This is a genomic window from Streptomyces sp. NPDC100445 (assembly GCF_044759735.1).
GTDB lineage: Bacteria > Actinomycetota > Actinomycetes > Streptomycetales > Streptomycetaceae > Streptomyces.
The window spans coordinates 44,224-66,996 of record NZ_JBIVZV010000009.1; the positions used below are offsets into that span (position 1 = coordinate 44,224).

Consider the following 22,773-nt stretch of genomic DNA (forward strand, 5'->3'; position numbering starts at 1 on the left):
GGTGGGCGCGTTGATCCGCCCGCCACCGGGTTCGTAGGCTGGGCTGTCGTGAGCCACACATCCGCCCCTCGTGCCGACAGCCCTGCCGATCCCCCGCGCGACACCCGCGACCGGGCCCCCCAGTTCGTCCTGCCGCTCGTCGTGCGGATCGAGCGCGGGGCGCCCCCCGCCCGCACCGACGCGCTGGAGACGGCCGCGCGGGCCGTGCTCGTCCTGCTCGGCGACGAGCGGACCCGGGACGACGGCGAGTGGGCCGAGGCCGTGCGGAGCTGGGAGGACGCCCGCATCCGCAAGGTGGTCCGGCGGGCCAGGGGCGCCGAGTGGCGGCGCGCCGCGTCCCTGCCCGGGATCACGGTGACCGGCGCGGCCGCGGAGGTCCGCGTCTTCCCGCCGATCCCACTGGACGGCTGGCCCAAGGACCTGGCGAAGCTCCAGGTGTCGGGCACGGAACTGGACGACCCGGAGCCGCCCGCCGCTGCCGGGCCGGCCCAGCCGGTGCTGTGGCTCAATCCCGAGCTGGAGATGTCCGCCGGCAAGGCCATGGCCCAGGCGGGCCACGGCGCCCAGCTGGCCTGGTGGGCGCTGGGCGAGGCGGACCGCCGGGCGTGGCGGGACGCCGGCTTTGCGCTGACCGTCCGCACCGCCGCCCGCGCCGACTGGCCGCGCCTGACCGGGAGCGGGCTGCCCCTCGTCCGGGACGCCGGGTTCACCGAGATCGCCCCGGGATCGTGCACGGTCGTGGCCGACCACCCGGCACTGCGCCCCGCCGGCTGACCGCAGGTCCCCTCCCGGTGCGACGACGGCCCGGGAACCAACCTCAAATGTTGCTCTGAACGCCGCCGGAAAGGGGTTCGGGGTTCGCCGCCGGGGCCATACCCTCCTCGCTCGGGGCACGTACGCGCGCCGAGGAGGGGGACACGCATGACGGGGCGACTGGGGACCGGGATCGGATGGCGGCCGGAGATCGCGGACGCCGTGGAGGGGATGCCGGGCATCGACTGGGTGGAGGTCGTGGCGGAGAACGTCTGCCCCGGTCACCTCCCGGAGTCGTTGTCACGGCTGCGCGAGCGCGGTGTGACGGTGATCCCGCACGGCGTCTCCCTCGGCCTCGGCGGCGCGGACCGTCCCGACGAGGGGCGGCTCGCGGCGCTCGCCGAGCGGGTGGAGGCGCTGGGGGCGCCGCTGGTCACCGAGCACATCGCCTTCGTCCGGGCGGGCGGGGCGCTCACCGCCTCCCCGCCCCTGGAGGCCGGGCACCTGCTGCCCGTGCCGCGCACCCGGGACGCGCTGGACGTGCTGTGCGAGAACGTCCGCATCGCGCAGGACGCGCTGCCGGTGCCGCTGGCGCTGGAGAACATCGCCGCGCTGTTCTCCTGGCCGGGCGAGGAGCTGACCGAGGGCCGGTTCCTGTCCGAGCTGGTCGAGCGGACCGGCGTACGCCTGCTCATCGACGTGGCCAACCTGCACACCAACCACGTCAACCGGGGCGAGGACCCGGCCGAGGCGCTGGCCGCGCTGCCGCTGGAGGCGCTCGCCTACGTGCACGTCGCGGGCGGTGTCGAACGCGACGGCGTCTGGCACGACAGCCACGCCCACCCCGTGCCGCGCCCGGTGCTCGACATCCTGACCGCCCTCGCCGGCCGCGTCGCACCTCCCGGGGTGCTCCTGGAGCGCGACGACGACTTCCCCGCGCCGGCCGAACTGGCACGGGAGCTGGACGCCGTACGGGAGGCGGTGGACGCCGGGCGGTCCCGCGCCGTGGGCGGTACGGCGGCGACGGGTACGGCGTCGGGGGGCGCCGCCGGTGCGGGGGCCGGGGGTGTCGGTGTCCTGGCGCCGCCCGTGGCCCGGGCCCGCGAACGGCTCGGGGTGGCGCAGACCGCCGTACTGTCCGCGCTGGTGGCGGGGACGCCGGTGCCGGAGGGGTTCGACCGGGCGCGGATGCGGGTGCAGGCGCGGGCCCTGGCGGCGAAGCGGGCGGACGTGGTGGCGAAGGTGGCGCCCGAGCTGCCCGTGATCCTCGGGGCGCGGTACCGGGAGGCGTTCCTCGCGTACGCCCGGCAGCGGCCGATGACCGCGGGGCACCGGCGGGACGCGCTGGAGTTCGCGGGCCACCTGCTGAAGCTGGGGCACCCGGCGGACGCGGGGGCGCGGCGCAGGCTGCGCGAGTGGTGGCTGGACCGGGCCGGACCGGCACCACGGCGGGCGTCCGCGACGACGCGGCTGGTCCGGGGACTGCTGCGGCACCGCGCCTGACCGTCCGGAGGCGGCCGACCGCGGGGTCTCCCGCCTTGCGGGCGGGCGGAGGGCAGGCGGACGGTGTTCTTCCGGTCCGCAGTACGATGCCAGCCCCGCGGCCATCCCGAGCAGACCACGGCGCGCGGTGCAGGAGGCAGCATGCGACCGCGACCCCCGATCGAGGGCCGAGGCATCTTCAGCGGTACCGGACTGATCGTCGCCGGTCTGGCGGCGACGGTCGTCGCGCTGCTCGTGCCGCTGTGGTCCTACGCCGGCCGGCCGGACCCGGCGAGCGCGAACGTACTGAGCGCGGCGACGGTGACGACGCCGTACGGTCCGCTGTCCGCGCGGGACCGGGACTTCGTCACCAAGGTGCGGCTGGCGGGCCTGTGGGAGCTGACCGCCGGGGAGCTGGCGGAGCGCAAGGGCACCACGGCGGCCGTCCGCACGGCGGGACGGCACCTCGTCGACGGCCACACCTCGCTGGACGCGCACGTGCGGACCGTCGCCACCCAGCTCGGCCTGCCCCTGCCCAACGAGCCCAACGCGCAGCAGAGGCAGTGGCTGGCCACCCTGGACGCGGCGGACGGCCAGGACTTCGACCGGCGGTTCGCCGGCCTCCTGCGGCTCGCGCACGGCCGGGTGTTCTCCCTGGTCGCGGAGGTCCGGGCCGGCACCCAGAACTCCCTGGTCCGGGATCTCGCCGACGACGCGAACACCACCGTGCTGGACCACATCAGGATCCTGGAGGCGACGGGGTACGTCGACTTCGCGGCGCTGGCCCGGGAGCTGGCCGCCCCGGCGTCCCCGGTGCCGACGCCCCCGGAGACCGACCCCGGCGCCGCGGTGCCGGTCACCCCCTCGCCGGGCGAGACGTACGCCCTGCCACCGGCCACGGCCGGCCCGCCGCCGGCGACGGGCGGTCCATGACGGCCGTCCGGCCCACCGGCGGACGGAACGTCACAGCATGGCGACCCTGTGTCCGGATCGTGAACAGGGCATGGCGCCCACCCCGGTCGCCGGCGTAGAAAATCTTCATGTTCTGGCTCCTTCTCCTGCTTCTGGCCTGGGCGTTCACCGGTACGGCCTGCACCCGGCTGTGCCTTGCCGCCGTCCGCGCGGCGGCCGTGGAGGCGCGTGGCACACCGGTGGGCCGGGAGCGCGGTCTGACGCTGTACGAGGCGGCGTTCCTGTCCGGCGGGCCCGCGCGGGTCGCCGACGTCACCCTGGTCTCCATGGCCCGCCAGCGGCGGCTGCTGCTCGCCCACACCGGCTGGGCCACGGTCGTCGACCCGCGGGGCCGCGACGAGATGGAGCGGTCCGTCATAGGGGCCATAGGGCCCGGCGGCCAGTCCCGGATCGCGCCGGTGCGGGCCCGGGCGGCCGGCGCCGAGGCGGTGCGCCGGCTGGCCGAGGGGCTGGTGCGCGCCGGGCTCGCGGTGCCCGAGGGCACCGGGGGCACGGTGGGGGCCGCCGTGCTGCTGGTGCGGGCCGCCGCGGTGGCCGTGGTGGCGCTGGGTGCGACCGCGCTGTTGCTGCCGGTGCCGACCGGGACGCCGCGCCCGCTGATGGCCCTGTGGTTCGCCCTGCCCCTCGTCCTGTCGCTGAGCTGCCTGGCCATCGCCCGGTTCGAGGTCCACCCGTACGCGCGCTGGGCCTCCCCGGCCGGGCAGCGGCTGCTGGGCGCGCTGGCCGGCGGACCCGCCGGGGAGGAGCGGTCGTTCCTGACGGCCGTCGCCGTACGCGGTGTCCGCGCCATCGGGGAACCGGGACTGCGGGCGGCCCTCACCCACCGCGACCGGCCCTGGCGGGAGTGACGCCCCCTCCCCGGAGCGCGGGCTCCTTCCGGGGGCGCACGGGGAGCATTGCCGCCGACACCGGCCGGGCGGTGCTTGCGTTCTCCGGCGGCCGGCCGAAGCATCCCTGGTGACGTCGCCGGGCCGTGGCAGCCGTGCCATCGCCGCCGCGCACCGAAGGGACACGCGATGCATGCTGCCGCCCTCTACTCGGCCGCCGGGTCCTTGCTGCTGACCGGCCTGGCCGCGGTCCCGGCGGGCGGCGCCCCGGGCGGCTCCGGCGCCCCCGGCGCGGCCGAGCTGCGCGGGACCGCGGTGGCGGCGGCCCGGGCCCGGGCGGCCGGCATCCACTTCGGCCCGTGCTCCGCCGCGGACCTGCCGCAGGCTCCGGCCGAGGTGCGGTGCGGCACGGTCACCGTCCCGCTGGACTACGCCCACCCCGACGGCAAGAAGATCAGGCTGACGGTCAGCCGGTCCCGGGCCACCCAGAAGGACCCGCGCAACAGCAAGCGGAAGGTCCCCCGGCAGGGCGCCCTCGTCTACAACCCGGGCGGCCCGGGCGCCTCCAGCATGTACTTCCCGCTGATCGGCGCGGTCCCGCGGTGGAAGCCGACCGCCGCCGCCTACGACCTGGTCGGCTACGCCCCGCGCGGCGTGGGACGCTCGGCGCCGCTGTCGTGCGTGGACCCGAGGCACTTCTTCAAGGCGCCCACCGCGTCGCCGGTCCACCCCTCGCAGGCGTACAAGCGGCAGCGGATCACACAGGCGAAGGCGTACGCGCGCGGCTGCGCCCGGCGGTCCGGCAGCGGGCTGCGGTTCTACACCTCGCTGGCCAACGCACGGGACCTGGACGTGCTGCGCGCCGCGCTCGGCGAGGACCGGCTGACCTTCATGGGCGCGTCGTACGGCACCTACTTCGGCACGCTGTACGCGGCGATGTTCCCCTCGCACGTGCGGCGCATGGTGCTGGACTCGGCGGTGGACCCGGACCCGGAGAAGGTCTGGTACCGCGACAACCTCGACCAGTCGGCCGCCTTCGAGGACCGCTGGGCGGACTTCCGCGAGTGGATCGCCCGCCACGACGACGCGTACGGACTCGGTGACACGCCCGCGAAGGTGCAGCGCGCCTACGACACCGCGCGCGAGCGGCTGGCCGCGAAGGCGGCGGACGGCAAGGTCGGCCCCGGCCAGCTCCAGAACGCGTTCCTGTCCGCCGGGTACTACGACGACTTCTGGCCGAGCCGGGCCGAGGCCCTCGCGGCGTTCCTGCGCGGCGACCCGGAACCGCTGGTGCGGCTGGCCGCGCCGAGACCGGACACGGCGGTGGAGGCGGAGAACGGCAGCGCGGTCTACACGGCCGTCGAGTGCAACGACGCGCCCTGGCCCACGCGGTGGGAGGTGTGGGACCGGGACAACACGCGGCTCGCCCGGGTGGCGCCGTTCGAGACCTGGGACAACGCGTGGGCGAACCTGCCCTGCGCCTACTGGCCGGCGCCCCGGCAGCGTCCGCTGGACGTGCGGACCGCCCCGGGTGAGCTGCCGCCGGTGCTGATCCTGGCGGCGGAGCGGGACGCGGCGGCGCCCTACCAGGGGGCCCTGGAGACCAACCGGCGGCTGGCCGGTTCGGTGCTGGTGACCGAGCGGGACGCGGGCACGCACGGCGTCGGCGGCGGCCCCAACGCGTGCGTCAACGCGTACCTGGACGCCTACCTGCTCCAGGGCCGCCTCCCGGCGCGGCACACGTCGTGCGCGCCGCGCCCGGAACCGCGGCCGGACACCCCGGCCGCCCCCGCCCCCGGCCCGTCCCCGCGGGACGCCCTGAAGGGCGGGACCGCCCGGCGGTAGGGTCTTCCGCCCGGATCAGGCCAGTCCGGCGACCAGGTCGGCGACGTCCTTGCGGCGGCCCGTGTAGAACGGCACCTCCTCGCGGACGTGCATCCGAGCCTCGGAGGCGCGCAGGTGGCGCATGAGGTCGACGATGCGGTACAGCTCGTCGGCCTCGAAGGCGAGGATCCACTCGTAGTCGCCGAGGGAGAACGAGGCGACGGTGTTGGCGCGTACGTCGGGGTAGCCGCGGGCCATCTTGCCGTGGTCGGCGAGCATGCGGCGGCGGTCCTCGTCGGGCAGCAGGTACCAGTCGTAGGACCGCACGAACGGGTAGACGCTGACGTAGTCGCGGGGCGTCTCGTCGGCGAGGAACGCCGGGATGTGCGCGCGGTTGAACTCGGCGGGGCGGTGCAGGGCCATGTTCGACCACACCGGCTCCAGCGCGCGGCCCAGCCGGGTGCGGCGGAAGAGGTTGTACGCCTCCTGGAGCTGGTCGCTGGTCTCGGCGTGCCACCAGATCATGACGTCGGCGTCGGCGCGCAGGCCGGAGACGTCGTAGGTGCCGCGGATCGTCACGTCCTTGGCGGCGAGCTGGTCGAACAGCTCCTGGACCTCGTCGGCGTATCCCGTGCGGTCCTCGGGCAGCACGTCCTTCAGCCGGAAGACGGACCACAGGGTGTAGCGGATGACCTCGTTCAGGTCCTTGGCCAGCTTGCCCTTGTTCGGGATCCTGCCGGACTCGGTGGTGGGGGCGTCGTCACTCATGGTCCCTATTCTCCCGCTCCGCCGTGCAGGCTCTGCACCGGGTGGGCGGTCAGCTCGGCGGCACCGGCCGGGTCGCCGTCCAGCTGGTCGACCGCCGCGTAGGCGCTCGCGACGCACGCGGGGATGCCGACCCCGTCGTACTGCGCGCCGCACACCGCGAGGCCGGGGACGGCGGCGACGTGCGCGCGGACGCGGGCCACGCGCGCGTGGTGCCCGACGGGGTACTGCGGCAGGCCGTCGGTCCAGCGGGTGACGCGGGTCTCCAGGGGCTCGGCGTCCAGGCCGGTCGCCTCGCGCAGGTCGTGCCGGGCGACCTCGACGAGGCCGGCGTCGTCCCGGCCGAGGACCGCCGTCTCGCCGTACCGGCCGACGGAGGCGCGCAGCACGACCACGTCCGGGTCCTGGGCGGCGACCCAGCCCCACTTCTGGGAGGCGAACGTGGCGGCCTTGACGGTGCGGCCGTCGACGGGCGGCACCAGGAAGCCGCTGCCCTCGGGCAGCCGCAGTCCGGCGCGCCGGTAGGCGAGGGTGACCAGGGCCATCGAGGCGTACTCGACGGCGGCCAGTTCGGCGGCGGCCCCGGGGGACTCGGCGCGCAGCAGGTCGGCGGCCGGGCGGGCGGGGACGGCGAGGACGACGGCGTCCGCGCGCAGCACCCGGTCACCGGCGAGGACGTGCCAGGCGCCGTGCTCCCCGTCGGCGGCGTCCGGCCGGGCCGGTCCGCGGCGGCGCAGCTCCCGCACCGGCGTGCCGGTCAGGATCTCGCCGCCGCGGGCCCGCACCGAGTCGGCGACCGCGAGCGGCAGCGAGCCCACGCCGCCCTCGATGCCGAGGAACACCGGTCCGGTCTGCCCGGCCGCCGCCGCCTTCGCCTGGATGTCGCGGACCGCCTCGGTCAGCGAGGCATGGGTCCGAGCGGCCCGGAAGAGCTGCGGGACGGCCGAGCGCATGGAGATGCGGTACGCGTCGCCCGCGTAGACCCCGCCGAGGAGGGGCTCCACCAGGCGGTCCACGACCTCCCGGCCGAGGCGGGCCGCGACGTACTCCCCCACGGCGACGTCGTCGCCGGTCTCCGTGCGGGGCAGGCCGGCGTCGCGGTCGATGCGGGCGAGGCCCTCGTCGGACAGCAGGCCCGCGAGGGCGGCGGCGGTGCCGGGGACGCCCATCACGTGCCCCTTGGGCATGGGGCGCAGGGCGCCACGGGTCCAGATCGCGGCGGTCGCCGTGGCCGGCGGCCGGAGCCGGTCGCCGAGGCCGGCCTCGCGGGCGAGCGCCACCGCCTCGGGGCGGCGGGCGAGCATGGACTCGGCACCCAGGTCGACGCGTACCCCGGCGATCTCGCCCGGCAGCAGCTTGCCGCCGACCCGGTCGCCGGCCTCCAGGACCGTCACCCGCGCCCCGCGCTCCAGCAGCCGGTGCGCCGCGGCCAGTCCGGCGACGCCGGCTCCGACGACGACGACGTGCCCGAGGCCCCTGCCCGCCGCACCGTTACCCGTTGTGCTCATGCCCCCCACTCTCTCAGACCCCGCCGGCGCTCCCGCCGGGCCCCGGTGTCCGGTCCGAGTCCGGACCGTGACCGCACCGGGACCGGCGGGGCCGAACGTTCCCACCGGGCCCGCCGTCGAAGGAGCGCCACACACGACAGCCACCGGGGGTACCACCCATGCGCACACCACACGTCACCCGTTCCGCCCGGCCCGCGCGGGTCCTGGCCGGGACACTGCTCGCCGCCTCCCTCGCGCTCGCCGGGTGCGCCGGCGGGGGCGACGGGGGCGACGCCTCGGCGAAGTCCGCCGCGGCGGCCGACGCCGCGGACGCCCCGCAGCGGATGCCGGGCGGGTACGGCGGCGGGGCGAAGGGCGCGAGGGCCGTCCGGGGCACGCCCCGGCTGGCGCAGGACGCGATCATCCGCACCGCGACCCTCAGCGTCCAGGTGAAGGACGTGGCCAAGGCGCTGGAGGCGGCCCGTACGGCCGTCGGGGAGGCGGGCGGCTACGTCGGCACGGAGACCACCAGCCGGGACCGCGACGGCCACGAGCACACCCGGGTCGTGCTGCGCGTGCCCACCGAGCGGTACGACGAGGTACTCGCCGGCCTCCAGGGCGCGGGCCGGGTGACGCACCGCACGGCCAAGGCCGTCGACGTCACCGACCAGGTCGTGGACGTGCGGAGCCGGATCACCTCGCAGCGGGCCAGCGTGGCCCGGATCCGCGAGCTGATGGACAAGGCGGACAAACTCAGTGACGTGGTCTCGCTGGAGGGCGAGCTGAGCAGCCGTCAGGCCGACCTGGAGGCGCTGCTCGCCCGGCAGGCGTCCCTGAAGGACCGCACGAGCCTGGCCACCATCACCCTGTCGCTGTCGCGGACGCGGGTGGCGGAGGCGTCCGGTGACGGTTCGCCGGGTTTCGCCGACGCGCTGGCGGGCGGCTGGCACGCGTTCGTCTCCGTGCTGCGCTGGATCGCGCTGGCGCTGGGCGCCGTGCTGCCGTTCGCGGCGCTCGGCGCACTGCTCACGCTGGTGTGGCGGCGCGTCGTACGCCCGCGGCTGCCGCGCCGCGCCGTGCCCGCGGCGGCCGGGCCCGGCCCGCTGCCGTCGGCCCGCCCGGTGGACCCGGGGCAGGCCGGGCGGAAGTGAAGTCGGCGTGCCCCGTAGCGTGTTCCCCATGAGCATGAGCGAGGCGCGCGGCGGCAGCGGTGCCGGAGGCAGGGAACGGCTGGTCGTGATCGGCGGTGACGCCGCGGGCATGTCCGCGGCGTCACAGGCCCGCCGGCTGCGGGGCCCGGAGGAGCTGGACGTCGTGGCCTTCGAGCGCGGCCACTTCACCTCCTACTCGGCGTGCGGCATCCCGTACTGGGTGGGCGGCGAGGTCGCCGAGCGGGACCGGCTCGTCGCCCGCACGCCCGAGGAGCACCGGGCCCGCGGCATCGACCTGCGGCTGCGCACCGAGGTCACGGAGATCGACGTGGCCGGGCAGCGGGTCCGCGCGCGGGACGTCGATTCCGGCGCCGAGTCCTGGACGCCGTACGACAAGCTGGTGATCGCCACCGGGGCCCGCCCGGTCCGCCCGGACCTGCCGGGAGCGGACGCCCCCGGCGTGCACGGCGTGCAGACCCTGGACGACGGCCAGGCCCTGCTGGACACGCTGGCCGGCGTGCGCGGCCGCCGCGCGGTCGTCGTGGGCGCCGGCTACATCGGCGTGGAGATGGCCGAGGCGCTGATCAACCGGGGCTTCGAGGTGACGGTCGTCAACCGCGGCAAGGAGCCCATGTCGACGCTCGATCCGGACATGGGCCGGCTGGTGCACCGGGCCATGGAGGGCCTGGGCATCACCATGGTGAACGACACGGAGGTCACCGGGGTGCTCACCGGCGGCGACGGCCGGGTCCGGGCGGTGGCCACGCGGGACGCCGAGTACCCCGCGGACCTGGTGGTCCTCGGTATCGGCGTCCGCCCGGAGACCGGCCTCGCCCGGGCCGCCGGTCTTCCGCTCGGCGCGCACGGCGGCCTGCTCACCGACCTCGCGATGCGGGTGCGCGGCCATGACGGCATCTGGGCGGGCGGTGACTGCGTGGAGGTGCTGAACCTGGTCTCCGGGCAGGAGCAGTACGTCCCGCTGGGCACGCACGCCAACAAGCACGGCCAGGTCATCGGCACCAACGCGGGCGGCGGCTACGCCACCTTCCCGGGTGTGGTCGGCACGGCGGTCAGCAAGGTCTGCGACCTGGAGATCGCCCGCACCGGGCTGCGGGAGAAGGACGCGCGCCGGGTGGGCCTGCGGTTCGAGGCGGTCACCATCGAGTCGACCAGCCGTGCCGGCTACTACCCCGGCGCCGCCCCCATGACGGTCAAGATGATCGCCGAACACCGCACGGGCCGGTTGCTGGGGGTGCAGATCGTCGGCCGGGAGGGCGCCGCCAAGCGGGTCGACGTCGCGGCGGTGGCGCTGACCGCGCGGATGACGGTGGAGCAGATGACGGCCCTGGACCTGGGCTACGCCCCGCCGTTCTCGCCGGTGTGGGACCCCGTCCTGGTGGCGGCGAGAAAGGCGACGGCGAAGGTGCGGGCGACGGCCTGAGGACGCCCCCGCTCAGGCGGTTCCGCTGATGCGGGGCAGGGAGGTCACGGCCGCGGCCGAGGTCACGGCCGTGGGCTGCTCGCCGGCGGGCTTGGCGTGGGACGCCGGAGGCCGGGTGGACCGCAGCCGGTAGCTCACCGCCTCGTCCAGCGTGACCGGCCGCTGCATCTGCGAGGCGAGGCGCCCGGCCTCCTGGCCGAGCCGCGCCACGTCCTCCCAGGGGAGCCGGAGCACCAAGGACAGTTCGGCCTCGCCGTCGGGCAGGGCATGCATCGCCGGTACCTGCGGAGCGTTCGCACTCATCGCCTGATCCTCACGTCGGTTGCGAGGGGATACGGACGGGCGCCCGGCGGTGTTCACCGATTCACCCACCTCATCGCGGGCACTACTCCTGTGTGGTCATACCCGTCCATGACGTGAATCCGGTGCGCCGCACCCCCTGGGTGACGTACGCGCTCATCGCCGCCGACGTGCTGGTGTTCCTGAACACGCCCGGCATCGCCGGTGCCGTGGCGGGCGGCGGTGATCTGGCCCAGCTGTGCCACCTCCAGGCCTTCATGGACCACTACGCAGCCGTCCCCCGCGAACTGATCCACCATCAGCTGCCCCGGCTCGTGCCCACCGGCGGCGTCGCGGTGGGCGCGCACGGCCCCGGCTGTGTCGTGGCGCCGCCCGGTTACGACAAGTCGCCCGCGCTGTCGGTGTTCACGGCGATGTTCCTGCACGGCGGCTGGCTGCACCTGCTCGGCAACATGCTCTTCCTGCTGATCTTCGGCAACAACGTCGAGGACCGGATGGGCCACATCCGCTATCTCCTCTTCTACGTCGTCTGCGGCTACGCGGCCGGCTACGGCTTCGCCCTGGTCAACGCCGGCTCCGGTGCCCCGCTGATCGGCGCGTCGGGCGCGATCGCCGGGGTGCTGGGCGCCTATCTGGTGCTGTACCCGAGGGCCAGGGTGTGGGTGCTGGTGCCGTTCCTGGTCTTCCTGCCGCTGCGGCTGCCCGCCTGGCTGGTGCTGGGCTTCTGGTTCGCGCTCCAGGCGGTGTACTCCTCCGGGCACGGCGTGTCCGGGGCCGGCACGGTGGCGTACGCGGCGCACGTGGTCGGCTTCGTGGCGGGCATGCTCCTCGCCTGGCCGCTGAAGCCCGGCACACCGCCCCCGCCGGAGCCGCCCGGCCTGCTCTTCGGCAGGCGGGCACGGCCCCACTACTCCTGGTGAGTCAGCGCCCGGTCGCGGTGTGCACGTACTCCACGAGCCGGGTGAGGGCGTCCGGGTCGGTGTTCGGCGGGACGCCGTGGCCGAGGTTGAAGACGTGCCCCTCCAGGCCCGCGGCGGCGTCGAGCACCTCGCGGGCCTTGGCCTCGACGGTGTCCTTGTCGGTGAACAGCACCGTCGGGTCGAGGTTGCCCTGGAGCGCCCTGCCGGGCCCGACCCGGCGCGCGGCCTCGTCCAGCGGGACCCGCCAGTCGACGCCGACGACGTCCGCGCCGGCCTCCCCCATCAGGCGCAGCAGCTCACCGGTGCCGACGCCGAAGTGGATGCGCGGGACGCCGTACCCGGCGACCGCGTCGAAGACCTTCGCGGAGGCCGGCATGACCGACGCGCGGTAGTCGGCGGGGGCCAGGGCGCCGGCCCAGGAGTCGAAGAGCTGGACGGCGCTCGCGCCGGCCTCGATCTGGACCTTCAGGAAGGCGGCCGTGATCTCGGCGAGGCGGTCGAGCAGGTCGGCCCACAGTTCGGGGTCGCCGTACATCATCGCCTTGGCGTTCTCGTACGTCCGCGACGGGCCGCCCTCGACCAGGTAGCTCGCCAGGGTGAACGGCGCGCCGGCGAAACCGATCAGCGGGGTGGCGCCCAGCTCGCCGGTGAGCAGGCCGATGGCCTCGGTGACGTACGGGACGTCCTCGGGGGTGAGGTCCCGCAGCCGGGCGAGGTCGGCGCGACTGCGCACGGGCTTCTCGACGACCGGGCCGACGCCGGGCTTGATGTCGAGGTCGATGCCGATGGCCTTCAGCGGGACGACGATGTCGCTGAAGTAGATCGCCGCGTCGACGTCGTGCCGGCGCACCGGCTGGAGGGTGATCTCGGTGACCAGTTCGGGCCGCATGCAGGACTCCAGCATGGGCACACCCTCACGCACCTTGCGGTACTCGGGCAGGGAGCGGCCGGCCTGGCGCATGAACCACACGGGGGTGTGCGGCACGGGCTCGCGCCTGCACGCCCGGAGGAAGGCGCTGTCGTACGTCGCTGCGGGCTGCCGGCCCGTGGTGGGGATGTCGTTGGCGGTCACGGGGCAAGTCTCGCACGACATCGGTGACCGGCGGCGCGGGGTGTCTTGCCCCGCACGGGGCCCCGCTTCCCCTTACTCTTCCCCGCATGGCTGCGGCTCAGGGACGACTGTCGGACGGCGCTGACGGCGCTGACGGAATGGACGACGCGGAGGACACCGCGCAGGGGCGGGCGGACAGCGGGCTGCCCGCCGCGTTCCGGTCCGCGGTCGAGGCGCTGCGCACCGCGCGGGTGCGGCCGCAGGTCGAGGTGGAGCCGACGCCCGCCCCGCAGCGGCTCGCCCCGCACGCGTACGCGCTGGAGGCGGTGGTGGCCGACGGCGAGCAGGAGCTGGCCGACGGGCGGCTGGTGCTGCTGCACGACCCGGCCGGGCACGACGCCTGGCAGGGCACCTTCCGGCTGGTGACCCTGGTGCGCGCGGAGCTGGAGCCGGAGATGGCGGCCGATCCGCTGCTGCCCGAGGTGTGCTGGTCCTGGCTGACGGGGGCGCTCCAGGCGCGCGGGCTCGGGTACGGCGAGCCGAGCGGCACGATCACGCGCGCCGGTTCGCACTACTTCGGCGGGCTGGCCGAGCGGCCGGCCGCCTCGCAGATCGAGATCCGGGCGTCGTGGACGCCCCGCGAGGGTCTGGGCGGGGTGCCGGACACCGCGGCCCACCTGGCGGCCTGGTGCGACCTGCTGGCGCAGGTCGCCGGCCTGCCGCCGGCCGGTCCGGGCGACGCCTCCGTGGTGACGCTGCCGCAGCGCCGGGGGCCGCAGTCCCGGTGACGTGACACCACCGTCCGGACCACTTCACCCTTGTGGGCGGCCGATTGACCATGTCTTTGTCGATACGACCACTTTCTGTACTCGAATCGCACTCGGACGAACCGACTCGATCTTCGGATGATCGATCGCGTGTCCGAATTGCACGGATTGTTACTCACTAGATCGTGATCATTCTCTAAAGGCGGACGAGTTTGCTGCCGAAGACGACTGTGACCTTGAAAGCACGGTTCGTCCCCGGCTTCCTCCCCACAAGCCGGCCCCGTCCCCCCACCCAGGAGGCCTGGTGTCCGTTCTCCTCGAGCAACCCGCAAGCCTGGTCGCCTACCGCCCGAACAAGCCGACCGCCATGGTGGTCGTGGCCGACCCCCGCGTCCGCTCCACCGTCACCCGCCACCTGTGGGCGCTCGGGGTGCGCGACGTCATCGAGGCCTCGTCCATCGCGGAGGCTCGTCCCCGCATCGGCAACCCCCGCGACATCTGCGTCGCCGACGTCCACCTCCCCGACGGCTCCGGCCTCACCCTGCTGTCCGAGACCCGCGCCGCGGGCTGGCCCAACGGACTCGCCCTCTCCGCCGCCGACGACATCGGCGCCGTCCGCAACGCGCTGGCGGGCGGCGTCAAGGGCTACGTCGTCACCGGCACCCGCACCAACATCGGACTGCCCTCCCGGCCCGGCGCCGCTCCCCTCGGTGCCGCCGCCCGGATGCACCGCCGCCCCCCGGGTGCCCCGAGCCACCCGGGCGGCTACCGGGAGCTGTCCGGCCGCGAGGTCGAGGTGCTGCGGCTGGTCGCGGAGGGCCAGTCGAACAAGGCCATCGGCGTCTCCATGGGCCTGTCCGCCCTGACCGTCAAGAGCCACCTCGCCCGCATCGCCCGCAAGCTGGGCACCGGTGACCGGGCCGGCATGGTGGCCGTCGCCCTGCGCACCGGGATCATCCACTGACCCTCCGGATACCCCTTCCGGCGGAATCACCGTCCACCCGGGCGAACCCCGTGCCGCCCCGGGATGACTGGTTTACGCCCCTCCGGCGCCCATCGGCGGAACGTTCCGTCGACGGGCGCCGTCCACACACGGATACCCTTGACAGGTGACCGACGCCCAAGACACCGCAGCAGACGACGCCCTGCGCATCACCGGAGGCACGCCTCCCGACGACGCCGGATCTTCTGTGACGGAGGCGCCGACCCCCCTGCTGGAACCCCGCGAGGGCATCCCGCCCGTGATCACCGACGAGGCCGCCCTCGCCGAGGTGACCGCCGCCTTCGCCGCCGGCACCGGGCCGGTCGCCGTGGACGCCGAGCGCGCCTCCGGCTACCGCTACGGCCAGCGCGCCTACCTGGTGCAGATGCGCCGCGAGGGCGCCGGCACCGCGCTGATCGACCCCGTCGCCTGCCCGGACCTGTCCGGCCTCGGCGAGGCCCTGTCGGATGTCGAGTGGGTGCTGCACGCGGCCACCCAGGACCTGCCCTGCCTGCGCGAGATAGGCATGGTGCCGACCCGCCTGTTCGACACCGAGCTGGCCGGCCGGCTCGCCGGGTTCCCCCGGGTCGGGCTCGGCGCGATGGTGGAGGGCGTCCTCGGGTACGTGCTGGAGAAGGGCCACTCCGCCGTCGACTGGTCGACCCGGCCGCTGCCCGAGCCCTGGCTGCGGTACGCCGCGCTCGACGTGGAACTCCTCGTCGACCTGCGGGACGCGCTGGAGAAGGAGCTCGACCGGCAGGGCAAGCTGGAGTGGGCGCGCCAGGAGTTCGACGCGATCGCCGCCGCGCCGCCCGCCGAGCCCCGCAAGGACCCCTGGCGCCGTACGTCCGGGATGCACAAGGTGCGCCGGCGCCGGCAGCTGGCCGTCGTGCGGGAGCTGTGGGAGACCCGGGACCGGATCGCCCAGCGGCGCGACGTGTCACCGGGCAAGGTGCTGAGCGACACGGCCATCGTGGAGGCCGCCCTCGCCCTGCCCGGCAGCGTCCACGCGCTCGCCGCGCTGAACGGGTTCGGGCACCGGACGGGCCGCCGGCAGCTGGAGCAGTGGCAGGCGGCCGTGGACCGGGCCAAGGCGCTGCCCGAGAGCGCGCTGCCGCAGCCGGGCCAGCCGGTCACCGGCCCGCCGCCGCCCCGGGCGTGGGCCGACAAGGACCCGGCCGCCGCGGCCCGGCTGTCCGCGGCGCGGGCGGCGGTCTCGGCGCTGGCCGAGCGGGTGACCATGCCGCAGGAGAACCTGATCTCCCCGGACACGGTACGGCGGATCTGCTGGGAGCCGCCGGGGACCGTCGACGCCGATTCCGTGGCCGCCGCGCTCGCCGGGTACGGCGCGCGTCCGTGGCAGGTCGGCCTGGTGACGCCGGTGCTGGTGGACGCGCTGACCGCGCGCGGCGCCTGACCCTTCCGGGTGCCGCCGCGCGCCGTTCCCCCGGACAGCCGTCGCGAGCGTCGAGATCGCGCCAAGATCCTGGGAGGCGCGCGGGGCTCCGTGCTGCTCCCGTACTCCCGTACCGGCCGGCGGTGTGACGTTCACCGCTTGGGGCGGCAGGACTGTGCAGCTACGTTACTCATAAGTAGCATGGGTCCTGAGCGCGCGCTCAGCGCATCGCAGCAGTGCCATCCCGCACCCTGGAGGAGAGCCAATCGTGCCTCGTACCGTCAGGGATGTCGTCTTCGTCGACGGCGTCCGCACCCCGTTCGGCAAGGCGGGCCCGAAGGGCATCTACCACGAGACCCGTGCCGACGACCTCGTCGTGAAGGCGATCCGGGAGCTGCTGCGCCGCAACCCCGGGCTGGACCCGAAGAAGATCGACGAGGTCGCCATCGCCGCGACCACGCAGATCGGTGACCAGGGCCTGACCCTCGGCCGCACCGCCGGCATCCTCGCGGGCCTGCCGCAGTCCGTCCCCGGCTACTCCATCGACCGGATGTGCGCCGGCGCCCTGACGGCCGTGACGACCACCGCAGGCTCGATCGCGTTCGGCGCCTACGACGCCGTCATCGCCGGTGGCGTGGAGCACATGGGCCGCCACCCGATGGGCGAGGGCGTGGACCCCAACCCGCGCTTCGTCTCCGAGAAGCTGGTCGACGAGTCCGCCCTGTTCATGGGCATGACCGCGGAGAACCTGCACGACCGCTACCCGCACATCACCAAGCAGCGCACCGACGAGTACGCGGTGCGCTCGCAGGAGAAGGCGGCCAAGGCGTACGCCAACGGCAAGATCCAGCAGGACCTGGTGCCGATCTCCGTGCGGCGCACCGACCCCCAGGGCGGCGAGACCGGCTGGGGCCTGGTCACCGCCGACGAGCCGATGCGCCCGGGCACCACGCTGGAGAACCTGGCGACCCTCAAGACGCCCTTCCGGGTGCACGGCCGGGTCACCGCCGGCAACGCGGCCGGCCTGAACGACGGCGCCACCGCGTCGATCATCGCGAGCGAGGACTTCGCCCGCGAGAACGGCCTGCCGGTCCGCATGCGCCTCGTCTCCTACGCCTTCGCGGGCGTCGAGCCGGAGGTCATGGGCTACGGCCCGATCCCGGCCACGGAGAAGGCCCTCGCCCAGGCGGGTCTGTCCATCTCCGACATCGGCCTGTTCGAGATCAACGAGGCCTTCGCCATCCAGGTCCTGGCCTTCCTGGACCACTACGGCATCGCGGACGACGACGAGCGCGTCAACCAGTACGGCGGCGCCATCGCCTACGGCCACCCGCTGGCCTCCTCCGGCGTCCGTCTGATGACGCAGCTGGCCCGCCAGTTCGAGGAGCAGCCGCACGTCCGATACGGCCTGACCACCATGTGCGTCGGCTTCGGCATGGGCGCGACGGTCGTCTGGGAGAACCCGCACTTCGAGGGGGACAAGTGAGCACCACCACCGAGCTTCTGAAGCAGGCTTCGGAGCTGTTTCCCGACGAGGTCGTCACGAGTGCGCACGTACGCCACTTCGACCTGCCGTTCGGCGCCGGCCGCTTCGCGCTGATCACGCTGGACAACGGCCTGGACCACACCAAGCCGACCACCTTCGGGCCCGCCTCGCTCGCCAACCTCGACACCGCGATCGACCAGGTGGAGAAGGAGGCCGCCGACGGCGAGATCGTCGGCGCCGGCATCACCGGCAAGCCGTTCATCTTCGCGGTCGGCGCCGACCTCAAGGGCGTCGAGCTGCTGAAGGAGCACGAGCACGCGCTCGCCATCGGCAAGGGCGGCCACGAGGTCTTCAAGCGCCTGTCGAAGCTGGCCGTCCCGACGTTCGCCTACTACAACGGCGCGGCGATGGGCGGCGGCGTCGAGGTCGGCCTGCACTGCTCCTACCGGACCGTCTCCAAGGCGATCCCGGCGTTCTCCCTGCCCGAGGTCTTCCTCGGCCTGGTCCCCGGCTGGGGCGGCTGCACGCTGCTGCCCAACCTGATCGGCGCCGACAAGGCCGTCTCGGTCGTCATCGAGAACTCCCTCAACCAGAACAGGCAGCTCAAGGGCGCGCAGGTCTCAGAACTGGGCATCGCCGACGCCCTGTTCGAGGGCGCCGACTTCCTGGAGCAGTCGCTGCTGTGGACCGCCCAGGTCCTCAAGGGCGACATCACCGTCGAGCGCCCCGCGATCGACCGCGGCGAGGGCTGGGACCAGGCGGTCGCCCGCGGCCGGTCCGTCGCCGACTCCAAGGTGCACGGCGCGGCCCCGGCCGCCTACCGCGCCCTGGACATCATCGCCGCCGCGAAGAACGGCGACCTCCAGCAGGGGTACGACGCCGAGGACCAGGCCCTCGCCGACCTGATCATGGGCGGCGAACTGCGCTCCGGCATCTACGCGTTCAACCTGGTCCAGAAGCGCGGCAAGCGTCCCGCCGGCGCCCCGGACAAGAGCCTGGCCCGCCCGGTCACCAAGGTCGGTGTCGTCGGCGCCGGTCTGATGGCCAGCCAGCTCGCCCTGCTGTTCCTGCGCCGCCTGGAGGTGCCGGTCGTCCTGACCGACATCGACCAGGAGCGCATCGACAAGGGCGTCGGCTACGTCCACGCCGAGATCGACAAGCTGCTCGCCAAGGGCCGCGTCAACCAGGACAAGGCCAACCGCCTCAAGGCCCTGGTCACCGGTGTGCTGGACAAGGCCGAGGGCTTCGCGGACGCGGACTTCGTCATCGAGGCCGTGTTCGAGGAGATCGGCGTCAAGCAGCAGGTGTTCGCGGAGGTCGAGGCGGTCGCCCCGGCGCACGCGATCCTCGCCACCAACACCTCCTCGCTGTCCGTGTCGGAGATGGCGTCGAAGCTCAAGAACCCCGAGCGGGTCGTGGGCTTCCACTTCTTCAACCCGGTCGCGGTGCTGCCGCTGCTGGAGATCGTCCGCGGCGAGCGGACGGACGACGCCTCGCTGGCGACCGCGTTCGCGGTGGCCAAGAAGCTGAAGAAGACCGCGGTGCTGGTCAAGGACGCCCCGGCGTTCGTGGTGAACCGCATCCTGACCCGCTTCATGGGCGAGATCCAGAACGTCATCGACGAGGGCACCCCGGTCGAGGTCGCCGAGAAGGCCGTCGAGCCGCTCGGTCTGCCGATGTCCCCGCTGGTCCTGCTGGAGCTGGTCGGCCCCGCCATCGGCCTGCACGTCTCGGAGACCCTCAACCGGGCCTTCCCGGACCGCTTCACCGTCTCCCCGAACCTGAAGGCGGTCGTCGAGGCCGGCAAGCGCGGCTTCTACGTCTACGACAGCGGCAAGCCGGAGCTGGACCCCGAGGTCGCCGCGCTGCTGAAGCAGGGCGACAGCGTCCTCACCGAGGAGCAGGTGCGGGCCCGGGTGCTGGACGCGGTGGCGCAGGAGATCGGGCTCATGCTCGACGAGGGCGTCGTCGCCGAGGCGCAGGACATCGACCTGTGCCTGATCACGGGCGCCGGCTGGCCCTTCCACCTGGGCGGCATCACGCCGTACCTGGACCGTGAGGGCGTCTCGGAGCGCGTGAACGGCAAGCCGTTCCTGGCGCCGGGCGTGGCGAGCGTGCCCGCGTAACACCCCACCGGTCGCACCCCGGGTGCCCGTGCTCCTGCCGGAGTGCGGGCATCCGGCGTTTCCGCCGCCGTTCCCCCCGCTGGTGGGCCGCCGGCCGGGGCTCACATCTCCTGCCACGCCTCCAGCGCGAGCCCCGGCTCGTCCTTGCGCCGGGTCAGCAGGAGCCGCCCGGTCGACGGGGACAAGAGCGCCGCCACCACCCGGTCCTCCTCGTCGGCCGCGAGACACACCAGCGTGTCCGCCGGGAGCTGCGGGCCCGACTCGGTCCACCAGGCCCCGGCCGACTCCACCTCGGTCGGGTACGCGGCGAACGCGACGCGTCCGCCCGCCGAGCGCTGGGCCAGCAGGGTGCAGTCGTAGCCGTCCAGCGCGCAGCGCACCGCCGCGACCGGGCCGGGGCCCGCCGCCGGCAGCAGGGTGGCCGGCTCGTCGCCGGGGCGCCAGGCGCACAGTCCGCCGGAGGTGTCGGTGTAGAAGACGGTCGTCCGGTCGGGCGAGGTGGCGAGGGCGCGCAGGGTGCCCGGACGTACCGGGGCCCGCAGGGTCTCCCGGAGCACGGGCCGGCCGCCCGGCTCCTCCTGGCGCCAGTACAACAGGCCCTGCGGCACGGCCGCGTACAGCTCGATCGTGCCGGACTCCCCGGTGATCGCGGCGAGTTGGTCGATCACCTCGGCGCCCTCCAGGTCCCGCCAAGGCTCCCAGCCGCCCTTCTCCTTCTGCGCGAGCAGGCTCACCCCGCCGTCGCCGTTCGGCACCAGGACGTGGGCGCGGCCCTGGGCGTCGACGGCGACCGCGGGGGTGCCGGTCCGCCCGCCCTTCTTGCGCGGGTGGCCGACCGGGTTCCAGTCCAGGGCGGCCAGGTGCGGGCGGAAGTGGGTGGAGTGCACGAGCCCGGACTCGCCCTTGGCGGTGGGCCGCCAGGAGACCAGATGGGCGTACCCGTCGGCGCCCCGGCCGACCGCGAGGACGGGGTGCAGCCGCTGGTCGCCGCCGATCCGGCGGGGGGCGGACCAAGGGCCGCCGGGGCCGCGCTCCGCCCGGCACAGGACGGCGTCGCCCGACAGCCGGTAGACGCTGAGCCGGCCGTCTCGGCCGCGGAGGAGCCAGTCGCCGTTCACCGGTTCACTCTAAGACGCCCGGCGGCGGCCCCGGGGCCCGGCCCCCGCCCGCCGCCGTGGCACCCTGGCCGCATGACCGAGCCCCTGGACACCCCGCTCGCCCCGGCCCCGCTGCTGGTGATCGTGGACGGCGCGAACGTCGTCGGTTCGCGTCCCGACGGCTGGTGGCGGGACCGGCGGGGGGCGGCCGAGCGGCTGCGGGACCGGCTGGCGGAGCGGGGTCTGCCCGGGCGGACGGAGCCGGTGGAGATCGTGCTCGTGGTGGAGGGCGCGGCCCGCGGGGTGGCGCCGGTGCCGGGCGTGCGGGTGGAGGCTGCGCCGGGCAGCGGCGACGACCGGATCGTGGAGCTGGCCGAGGAGGGCGCCGGCCGGACCCGCCTGGTGATCACCGCCGACCGTGAGCTGCGGCGCCGGGTGACGGCGCTGGGCGCCGAGGTGGCGGGTCCGCGTACCGTGCTGGGCTGAGCCGCGCCCGCTCCGCCGCCACCCGGGTGTACAGCACCGCCCCGTCCACCCGGCCGGCCCGCGTGTACCCGGCGGCCAGCAGCCGGCGCAGGCTGGGGACGCGGTCGGGGGCGTACGGCCCGCCCCGGGAGTCGTCCACGACGAGGGCCGGGGCGTGTGCGGCCAGTTCCCGGCGGAAGACGGGCCAGGCGCCGGCGACGGCGTACTCCTCGCCGACACGCGGGCCGTCGCGGCCGCCGCTGTAGTTGGTGAGCAGGCCCGCGGTGAGGTAGCGGGTGGCGGGGGTGCGGCCGGCCAGCCAGTACGTCTCCGGGTGTATGCCCCAGACGAGGACCCGGTCGGCGGGCCCGGTGCGCTGGGCGAGGGCGGCGGCGAGCCGCTGGGCGTGCCGGAGTTCGGGGCGCGGGGCGAGCAGGCCCCAGGCGACGAAGAGGGCGCAGGCGCAGGCGGAGACGCGCACGGCGGTCCGGTGCCGGTCCCCGGGCGGGAGCTGGAGCGCGGCGGTCGCCAGGAGGGCCAGCGGCGGGGTGAGCTGGAGGTAGTAGTGGCCGAAGAAGTGGAAGCCGGCGGCGACGGCGGCGGCCGAGGAGGCCAGCCACAGCCACAGCTCGGGCGCCGGGGAGCGGGCGGTGCGCAGCGCCCGTACGACGGGCGGGAGCAGGCCCGCCGACGCCCCGGCCAGCAGCGCGGCGCTGGCGGTCGCGCGGGCCAGCACGTGGAGTGCGGAACCGGTCCAGGAGGCGTAGGCGGCCGAGCCGGTCACCGTCCAGAACAGGAAGTCGGCAGGGCCGGTGAGCAGGGCCGCGAGAAGCGCCGGCAGGGCGCAGCCGGCCGCGAGCCGGGCCGCGTCCGCGCGCGTGCCGCCCCGGTGGTACAGCAGCCAGACCACCGGCAGCAGGACGGCTGCCCCGGTCTGCTTGGTGAGGAACGCGGCGGCGACGGCGGTGCCGGCCGCGCCCCAGCGCTCCCGGTCGGCGCACCACAGGGCGGCGGCCGTGCCGGGCAGCATGAACACCTCGAAGGTGGCGGCCTGCGCGTCCTCGGGGTTGAGGCCGACGGAGATAAGCAGGTACAGCACCCCGGCGGTGCGGCCCGCCCGGTCGCCCCAGCGGCGGCGGGCGAGGGAGGCCAGCGCGACGGCGGTGAGCAGCTGGGCGAGGACGGCGAGGACCCGCAGCGGGGTGAGGGAGTCCGGTCCGCAGAGCGCGAACGCCGCCTGGTACAGCCAGGGCAGCAGCGGTGGTTTGCGGTCCACCACCGTGTCGTACAGCCGGCCGCCCTGGAGCAGCAGCCCGGCCTGTACGGCGAGGTACCCCTCGTCGGGGTTCCACACCGGCCGGAGGAAGGAGGGGATCCGGGTGGCGCAGGCGAGGGCCGCGAGGAGGGGCAGCAGCCGAGGCCAGTACGCCGTCCGGGGGGCCGCGGGCCGTGCGGGGGCGAGCGGGGCGGCGAGCATGGTC

Annotated in this window: 20 protein-coding genes; 14 read left to right on the plus strand and 6 right to left on the minus strand. The window is 75.0% G+C overall.

What is annotated here, in order from left to right; all coding sequences use genetic code 11:
- Positions 1 to 48 precede the first annotated feature (48 nt).
- From ACIQVT_RS21605 to ACIQVT_RS21625, 5 genes are all read left to right on the plus strand, one after another.
- Entirely contained in the window at positions 49 to 774 is a 726-nt protein-coding gene (locus tag ACIQVT_RS21605; RefSeq protein ID WP_403756035.1) for an aminoacyl-tRNA hydrolase, read from the plus strand.
- A 147-nt stretch (positions 775 to 921) separates the two neighbouring features.
- Entirely contained in the window at positions 922 to 2,256 is a 1,335-nt protein-coding gene (locus ACIQVT_RS21610; protein ID WP_403756038.1) for a DUF692 domain-containing protein, read from the plus strand.
- 141 nt (positions 2,257 to 2,397) lie between these two features.
- Complete coding sequence (locus ACIQVT_RS21615; protein WP_403756042.1) at positions 2,398 to 3,168, plus strand: DUF4142 domain-containing protein; 771 nt, start codon at positions 2,398 to 2,400, stop codon at positions 3,166 to 3,168.
- Positions 3,169 to 3,275: 107 nt separating this feature from the next.
- Positions 3,276 to 4,055: a TIGR04222 domain-containing membrane protein gene (locus ACIQVT_RS21620; protein WP_403756046.1), complete on the plus strand. Its 780-nt coding sequence runs from the start codon at positions 3,276 to 3,278 to the stop codon at positions 4,053 to 4,055.
- A gap of 168 nt (positions 4,056 to 4,223) precedes the next feature.
- Positions 4,224 to 5,879, plus strand: coding sequence for an alpha/beta hydrolase (locus ACIQVT_RS21625; RefSeq protein WP_403756049.1), 1,656 nt, complete (start codon positions 4,224 to 4,226; stop codon positions 5,877 to 5,879).
- A 15-nt stretch (positions 5,880 to 5,894) separates the two neighbouring features.
- On the opposite strand, the gene hemQ is transcribed toward ACIQVT_RS21625, so the two are convergent.
- Entirely contained in the window at positions 5,895 to 6,626 is a 732-nt protein-coding gene (gene hemQ, locus ACIQVT_RS21630; RefSeq protein ID WP_403756052.1) for a hydrogen peroxide-dependent heme synthase, read from the minus strand.
- Positions 6,627 to 6,631: 5 nt separating this feature from the next.
- Entirely contained in the window at positions 6,632 to 8,131 is a 1,500-nt protein-coding gene (gene hemG / locus ACIQVT_RS21635) for a protoporphyrinogen oxidase (RefSeq protein WP_403756055.1), read from the minus strand.
- 158 nt (positions 8,132 to 8,289) lie between these two features.
- On the opposite strand from hemG, the gene ACIQVT_RS21640 reads away from it, so the two are divergent.
- Together ACIQVT_RS21640 and ACIQVT_RS21645 are read left to right on the plus strand one after the other, a co-directional pair.
- Entirely contained in the window at positions 8,290 to 9,261 is a 972-nt protein-coding gene (locus ACIQVT_RS21640; protein WP_403756058.1) for a DUF4349 domain-containing protein, read from the plus strand.
- Positions 9,262 to 9,289: 28 nt separating this feature from the next.
- A complete protein-coding gene (locus ACIQVT_RS21645; protein ID WP_403756061.1) occupies positions 9,290 to 10,702 on the plus strand; it encodes an FAD-dependent oxidoreductase in 1,413 nt (470 codons plus the stop codon).
- 12 nt (positions 10,703 to 10,714) lie between these two features.
- Here ACIQVT_RS21645 and ACIQVT_RS21650 read toward each other — a convergent pair whose 3' ends face one another.
- The gene (locus ACIQVT_RS21650; RefSeq protein WP_403756809.1) at positions 10,715 to 10,975 is read right to left on the minus strand and encodes a hypothetical protein; all 261 of its coding nucleotides are present in this window, start codon (positions 10,973 to 10,975) and stop codon (positions 10,715 to 10,717) included.
- 122 nt (positions 10,976 to 11,097) lie between these two features.
- Between ACIQVT_RS21650 and ACIQVT_RS21655 the strand changes: the two genes are divergently transcribed.
- A complete protein-coding gene (locus ACIQVT_RS21655) occupies positions 11,098 to 11,922 on the plus strand; it encodes a rhomboid family intramembrane serine protease (RefSeq protein WP_403756064.1) in 825 nt (274 codons plus the stop codon).
- Between the two features lies 1 nt (position 11,923).
- Here ACIQVT_RS21655 and hemE read toward each other — a convergent pair whose 3' ends face one another.
- Positions 11,924 to 12,994 (minus strand): uroporphyrinogen decarboxylase, encoded by a 1,071-nt coding sequence (gene hemE, locus ACIQVT_RS21660; protein WP_403756067.1) that lies wholly within the window; start codon positions 12,992 to 12,994, stop codon positions 11,924 to 11,926.
- Positions 12,995 to 13,080: 86 nt separating this feature from the next.
- Between hemE and ACIQVT_RS21665 the strand changes: the two genes are divergently transcribed.
- The 5 genes from ACIQVT_RS21665 (at position 13,081) to ACIQVT_RS21685 (ending at position 19,730) form a co-directional block, all read left to right on the plus strand.
- Positions 13,081 to 13,761, plus strand: coding sequence for a DUF3000 domain-containing protein (locus ACIQVT_RS21665; protein WP_403756070.1), 681 nt, complete (start codon positions 13,081 to 13,083; stop codon positions 13,759 to 13,761).
- A 283-nt stretch (positions 13,762 to 14,044) separates the two neighbouring features.
- Positions 14,045 to 14,704, plus strand: a complete 660-nt coding sequence (locus ACIQVT_RS21670) for a response regulator transcription factor (RefSeq protein ID WP_161290719.1) — start codon at positions 14,045 to 14,047, stop codon at positions 14,702 to 14,704.
- Between the two features lie 145 nt (positions 14,705 to 14,849).
- Positions 14,850 to 16,139, plus strand: coding sequence for an HRDC domain-containing protein (locus ACIQVT_RS21675; protein WP_403756075.1), 1,290 nt, complete (start codon positions 14,850 to 14,852; stop codon positions 16,137 to 16,139).
- A 247-nt stretch (positions 16,140 to 16,386) separates the two neighbouring features.
- A complete protein-coding gene (locus ACIQVT_RS21680; RefSeq protein WP_403756078.1) occupies positions 16,387 to 17,604 on the plus strand; it encodes a thiolase family protein in 1,218 nt (405 codons plus the stop codon).
- On the plus strand, positions 17,601 to 19,730 hold the full coding sequence (locus ACIQVT_RS21685; RefSeq protein ID WP_403756081.1) for a 3-hydroxyacyl-CoA dehydrogenase NAD-binding domain-containing protein: 2,130 nt from the start codon (positions 17,601 to 17,603) through the stop codon (positions 19,728 to 19,730). The genes ACIQVT_RS21680 and ACIQVT_RS21685 overlap by 4 nt, the downstream gene beginning before the upstream one ends.
- Before the next feature lie 101 nt (positions 19,731 to 19,831).
- Here ACIQVT_RS21685 and ACIQVT_RS21690 read toward each other — a convergent pair whose 3' ends face one another.
- Complete coding sequence (locus ACIQVT_RS21690; RefSeq protein ID WP_403756084.1) at positions 19,832 to 20,848, minus strand: hypothetical protein; 1,017 nt, start codon at positions 20,846 to 20,848, stop codon at positions 19,832 to 19,834.
- A gap of 72 nt (positions 20,849 to 20,920) precedes the next feature.
- Between ACIQVT_RS21690 and ACIQVT_RS21695 the strand changes: the two genes are divergently transcribed.
- Positions 20,921 to 21,313: an NTP pyrophosphohydrolase gene (locus ACIQVT_RS21695; RefSeq protein WP_403756087.1), complete on the plus strand. Its 393-nt coding sequence runs from the start codon at positions 20,921 to 20,923 to the stop codon at positions 21,311 to 21,313.
- Here the strand turns inward: ACIQVT_RS21695 and ACIQVT_RS21700 are convergent.
- Positions 21,234 to 22,769 carry an ArnT family glycosyltransferase gene (locus ACIQVT_RS21700; RefSeq protein ID WP_403756090.1) on the minus strand — a complete coding sequence of 512 codons (1,536 nt, stop codon included), beginning with the start codon at positions 22,767 to 22,769 and terminating at the stop codon, positions 21,234 to 21,236. The genes ACIQVT_RS21695 and ACIQVT_RS21700 overlap by 80 nt on opposite strands.
- Between the last annotated feature and the right edge of the window lie 4 nt (positions 22,770 to 22,773).

Coding starts and splice junctions, on each gene's coding strand:
- ACIQVT_RS21610 (WP_403756038.1), top strand. CDS start 922: ATGACGGGGCGACTGGGGACCGGGATCGGATGGCGGCCGGAGATCGCG.
- ACIQVT_RS21615 (WP_403756042.1), top strand. CDS start 2,398: ATGCGACCGCGACCCCCGATCGAGGGCCGAGGCATCTTCAGCGGTACC.
- ACIQVT_RS21620 (WP_403756046.1), top strand. CDS start 3,276: ATGTTCTGGCTCCTTCTCCTGCTTCTGGCCTGGGCGTTCACCGGTACG.
- ACIQVT_RS21625 (WP_403756049.1), top strand. CDS start 4,224: ATGCATGCTGCCGCCCTCTACTCGGCCGCCGGGTCCTTGCTGCTGACC.
- hemQ (WP_403756052.1), bottom strand. CDS start 6,626: ATGAGTGACGACGCCCCCACCACCGAGTCCGGCAGGATCCCGAACAAG.
- hemG (WP_403756055.1), bottom strand. CDS start 8,131: ATGAGCACAACGGGTAACGGTGCGGCGGGCAGGGGCCTCGGGCACGTC.
- ACIQVT_RS21640 (WP_403756058.1), top strand. CDS start 8,290: ATGCGCACACCACACGTCACCCGTTCCGCCCGGCCCGCGCGGGTCCTG.
- ACIQVT_RS21645 (WP_403756061.1), top strand. CDS start 9,290: ATGAGCATGAGCGAGGCGCGCGGCGGCAGCGGTGCCGGAGGCAGGGAA.
- ACIQVT_RS21650 (WP_403756809.1), bottom strand. CDS start 10,975: ATGCATGCCCTGCCCGACGGCGAGGCCGAACTGTCCTTGGTGCTCCGG.
- ACIQVT_RS21665 (WP_403756070.1), top strand. CDS start 13,081: ATGGCTGCGGCTCAGGGACGACTGTCGGACGGCGCTGACGGCGCTGAC.
- ACIQVT_RS21695 (WP_403756087.1), top strand. CDS start 20,921: ATGACCGAGCCCCTGGACACCCCGCTCGCCCCGGCCCCGCTGCTGGTG.
- ACIQVT_RS21700 (WP_403756090.1), bottom strand. CDS start 22,769: ATGCTCGCCGCCCCGCTCGCCCCCGCACGGCCCGCGGCCCCCCGGACG.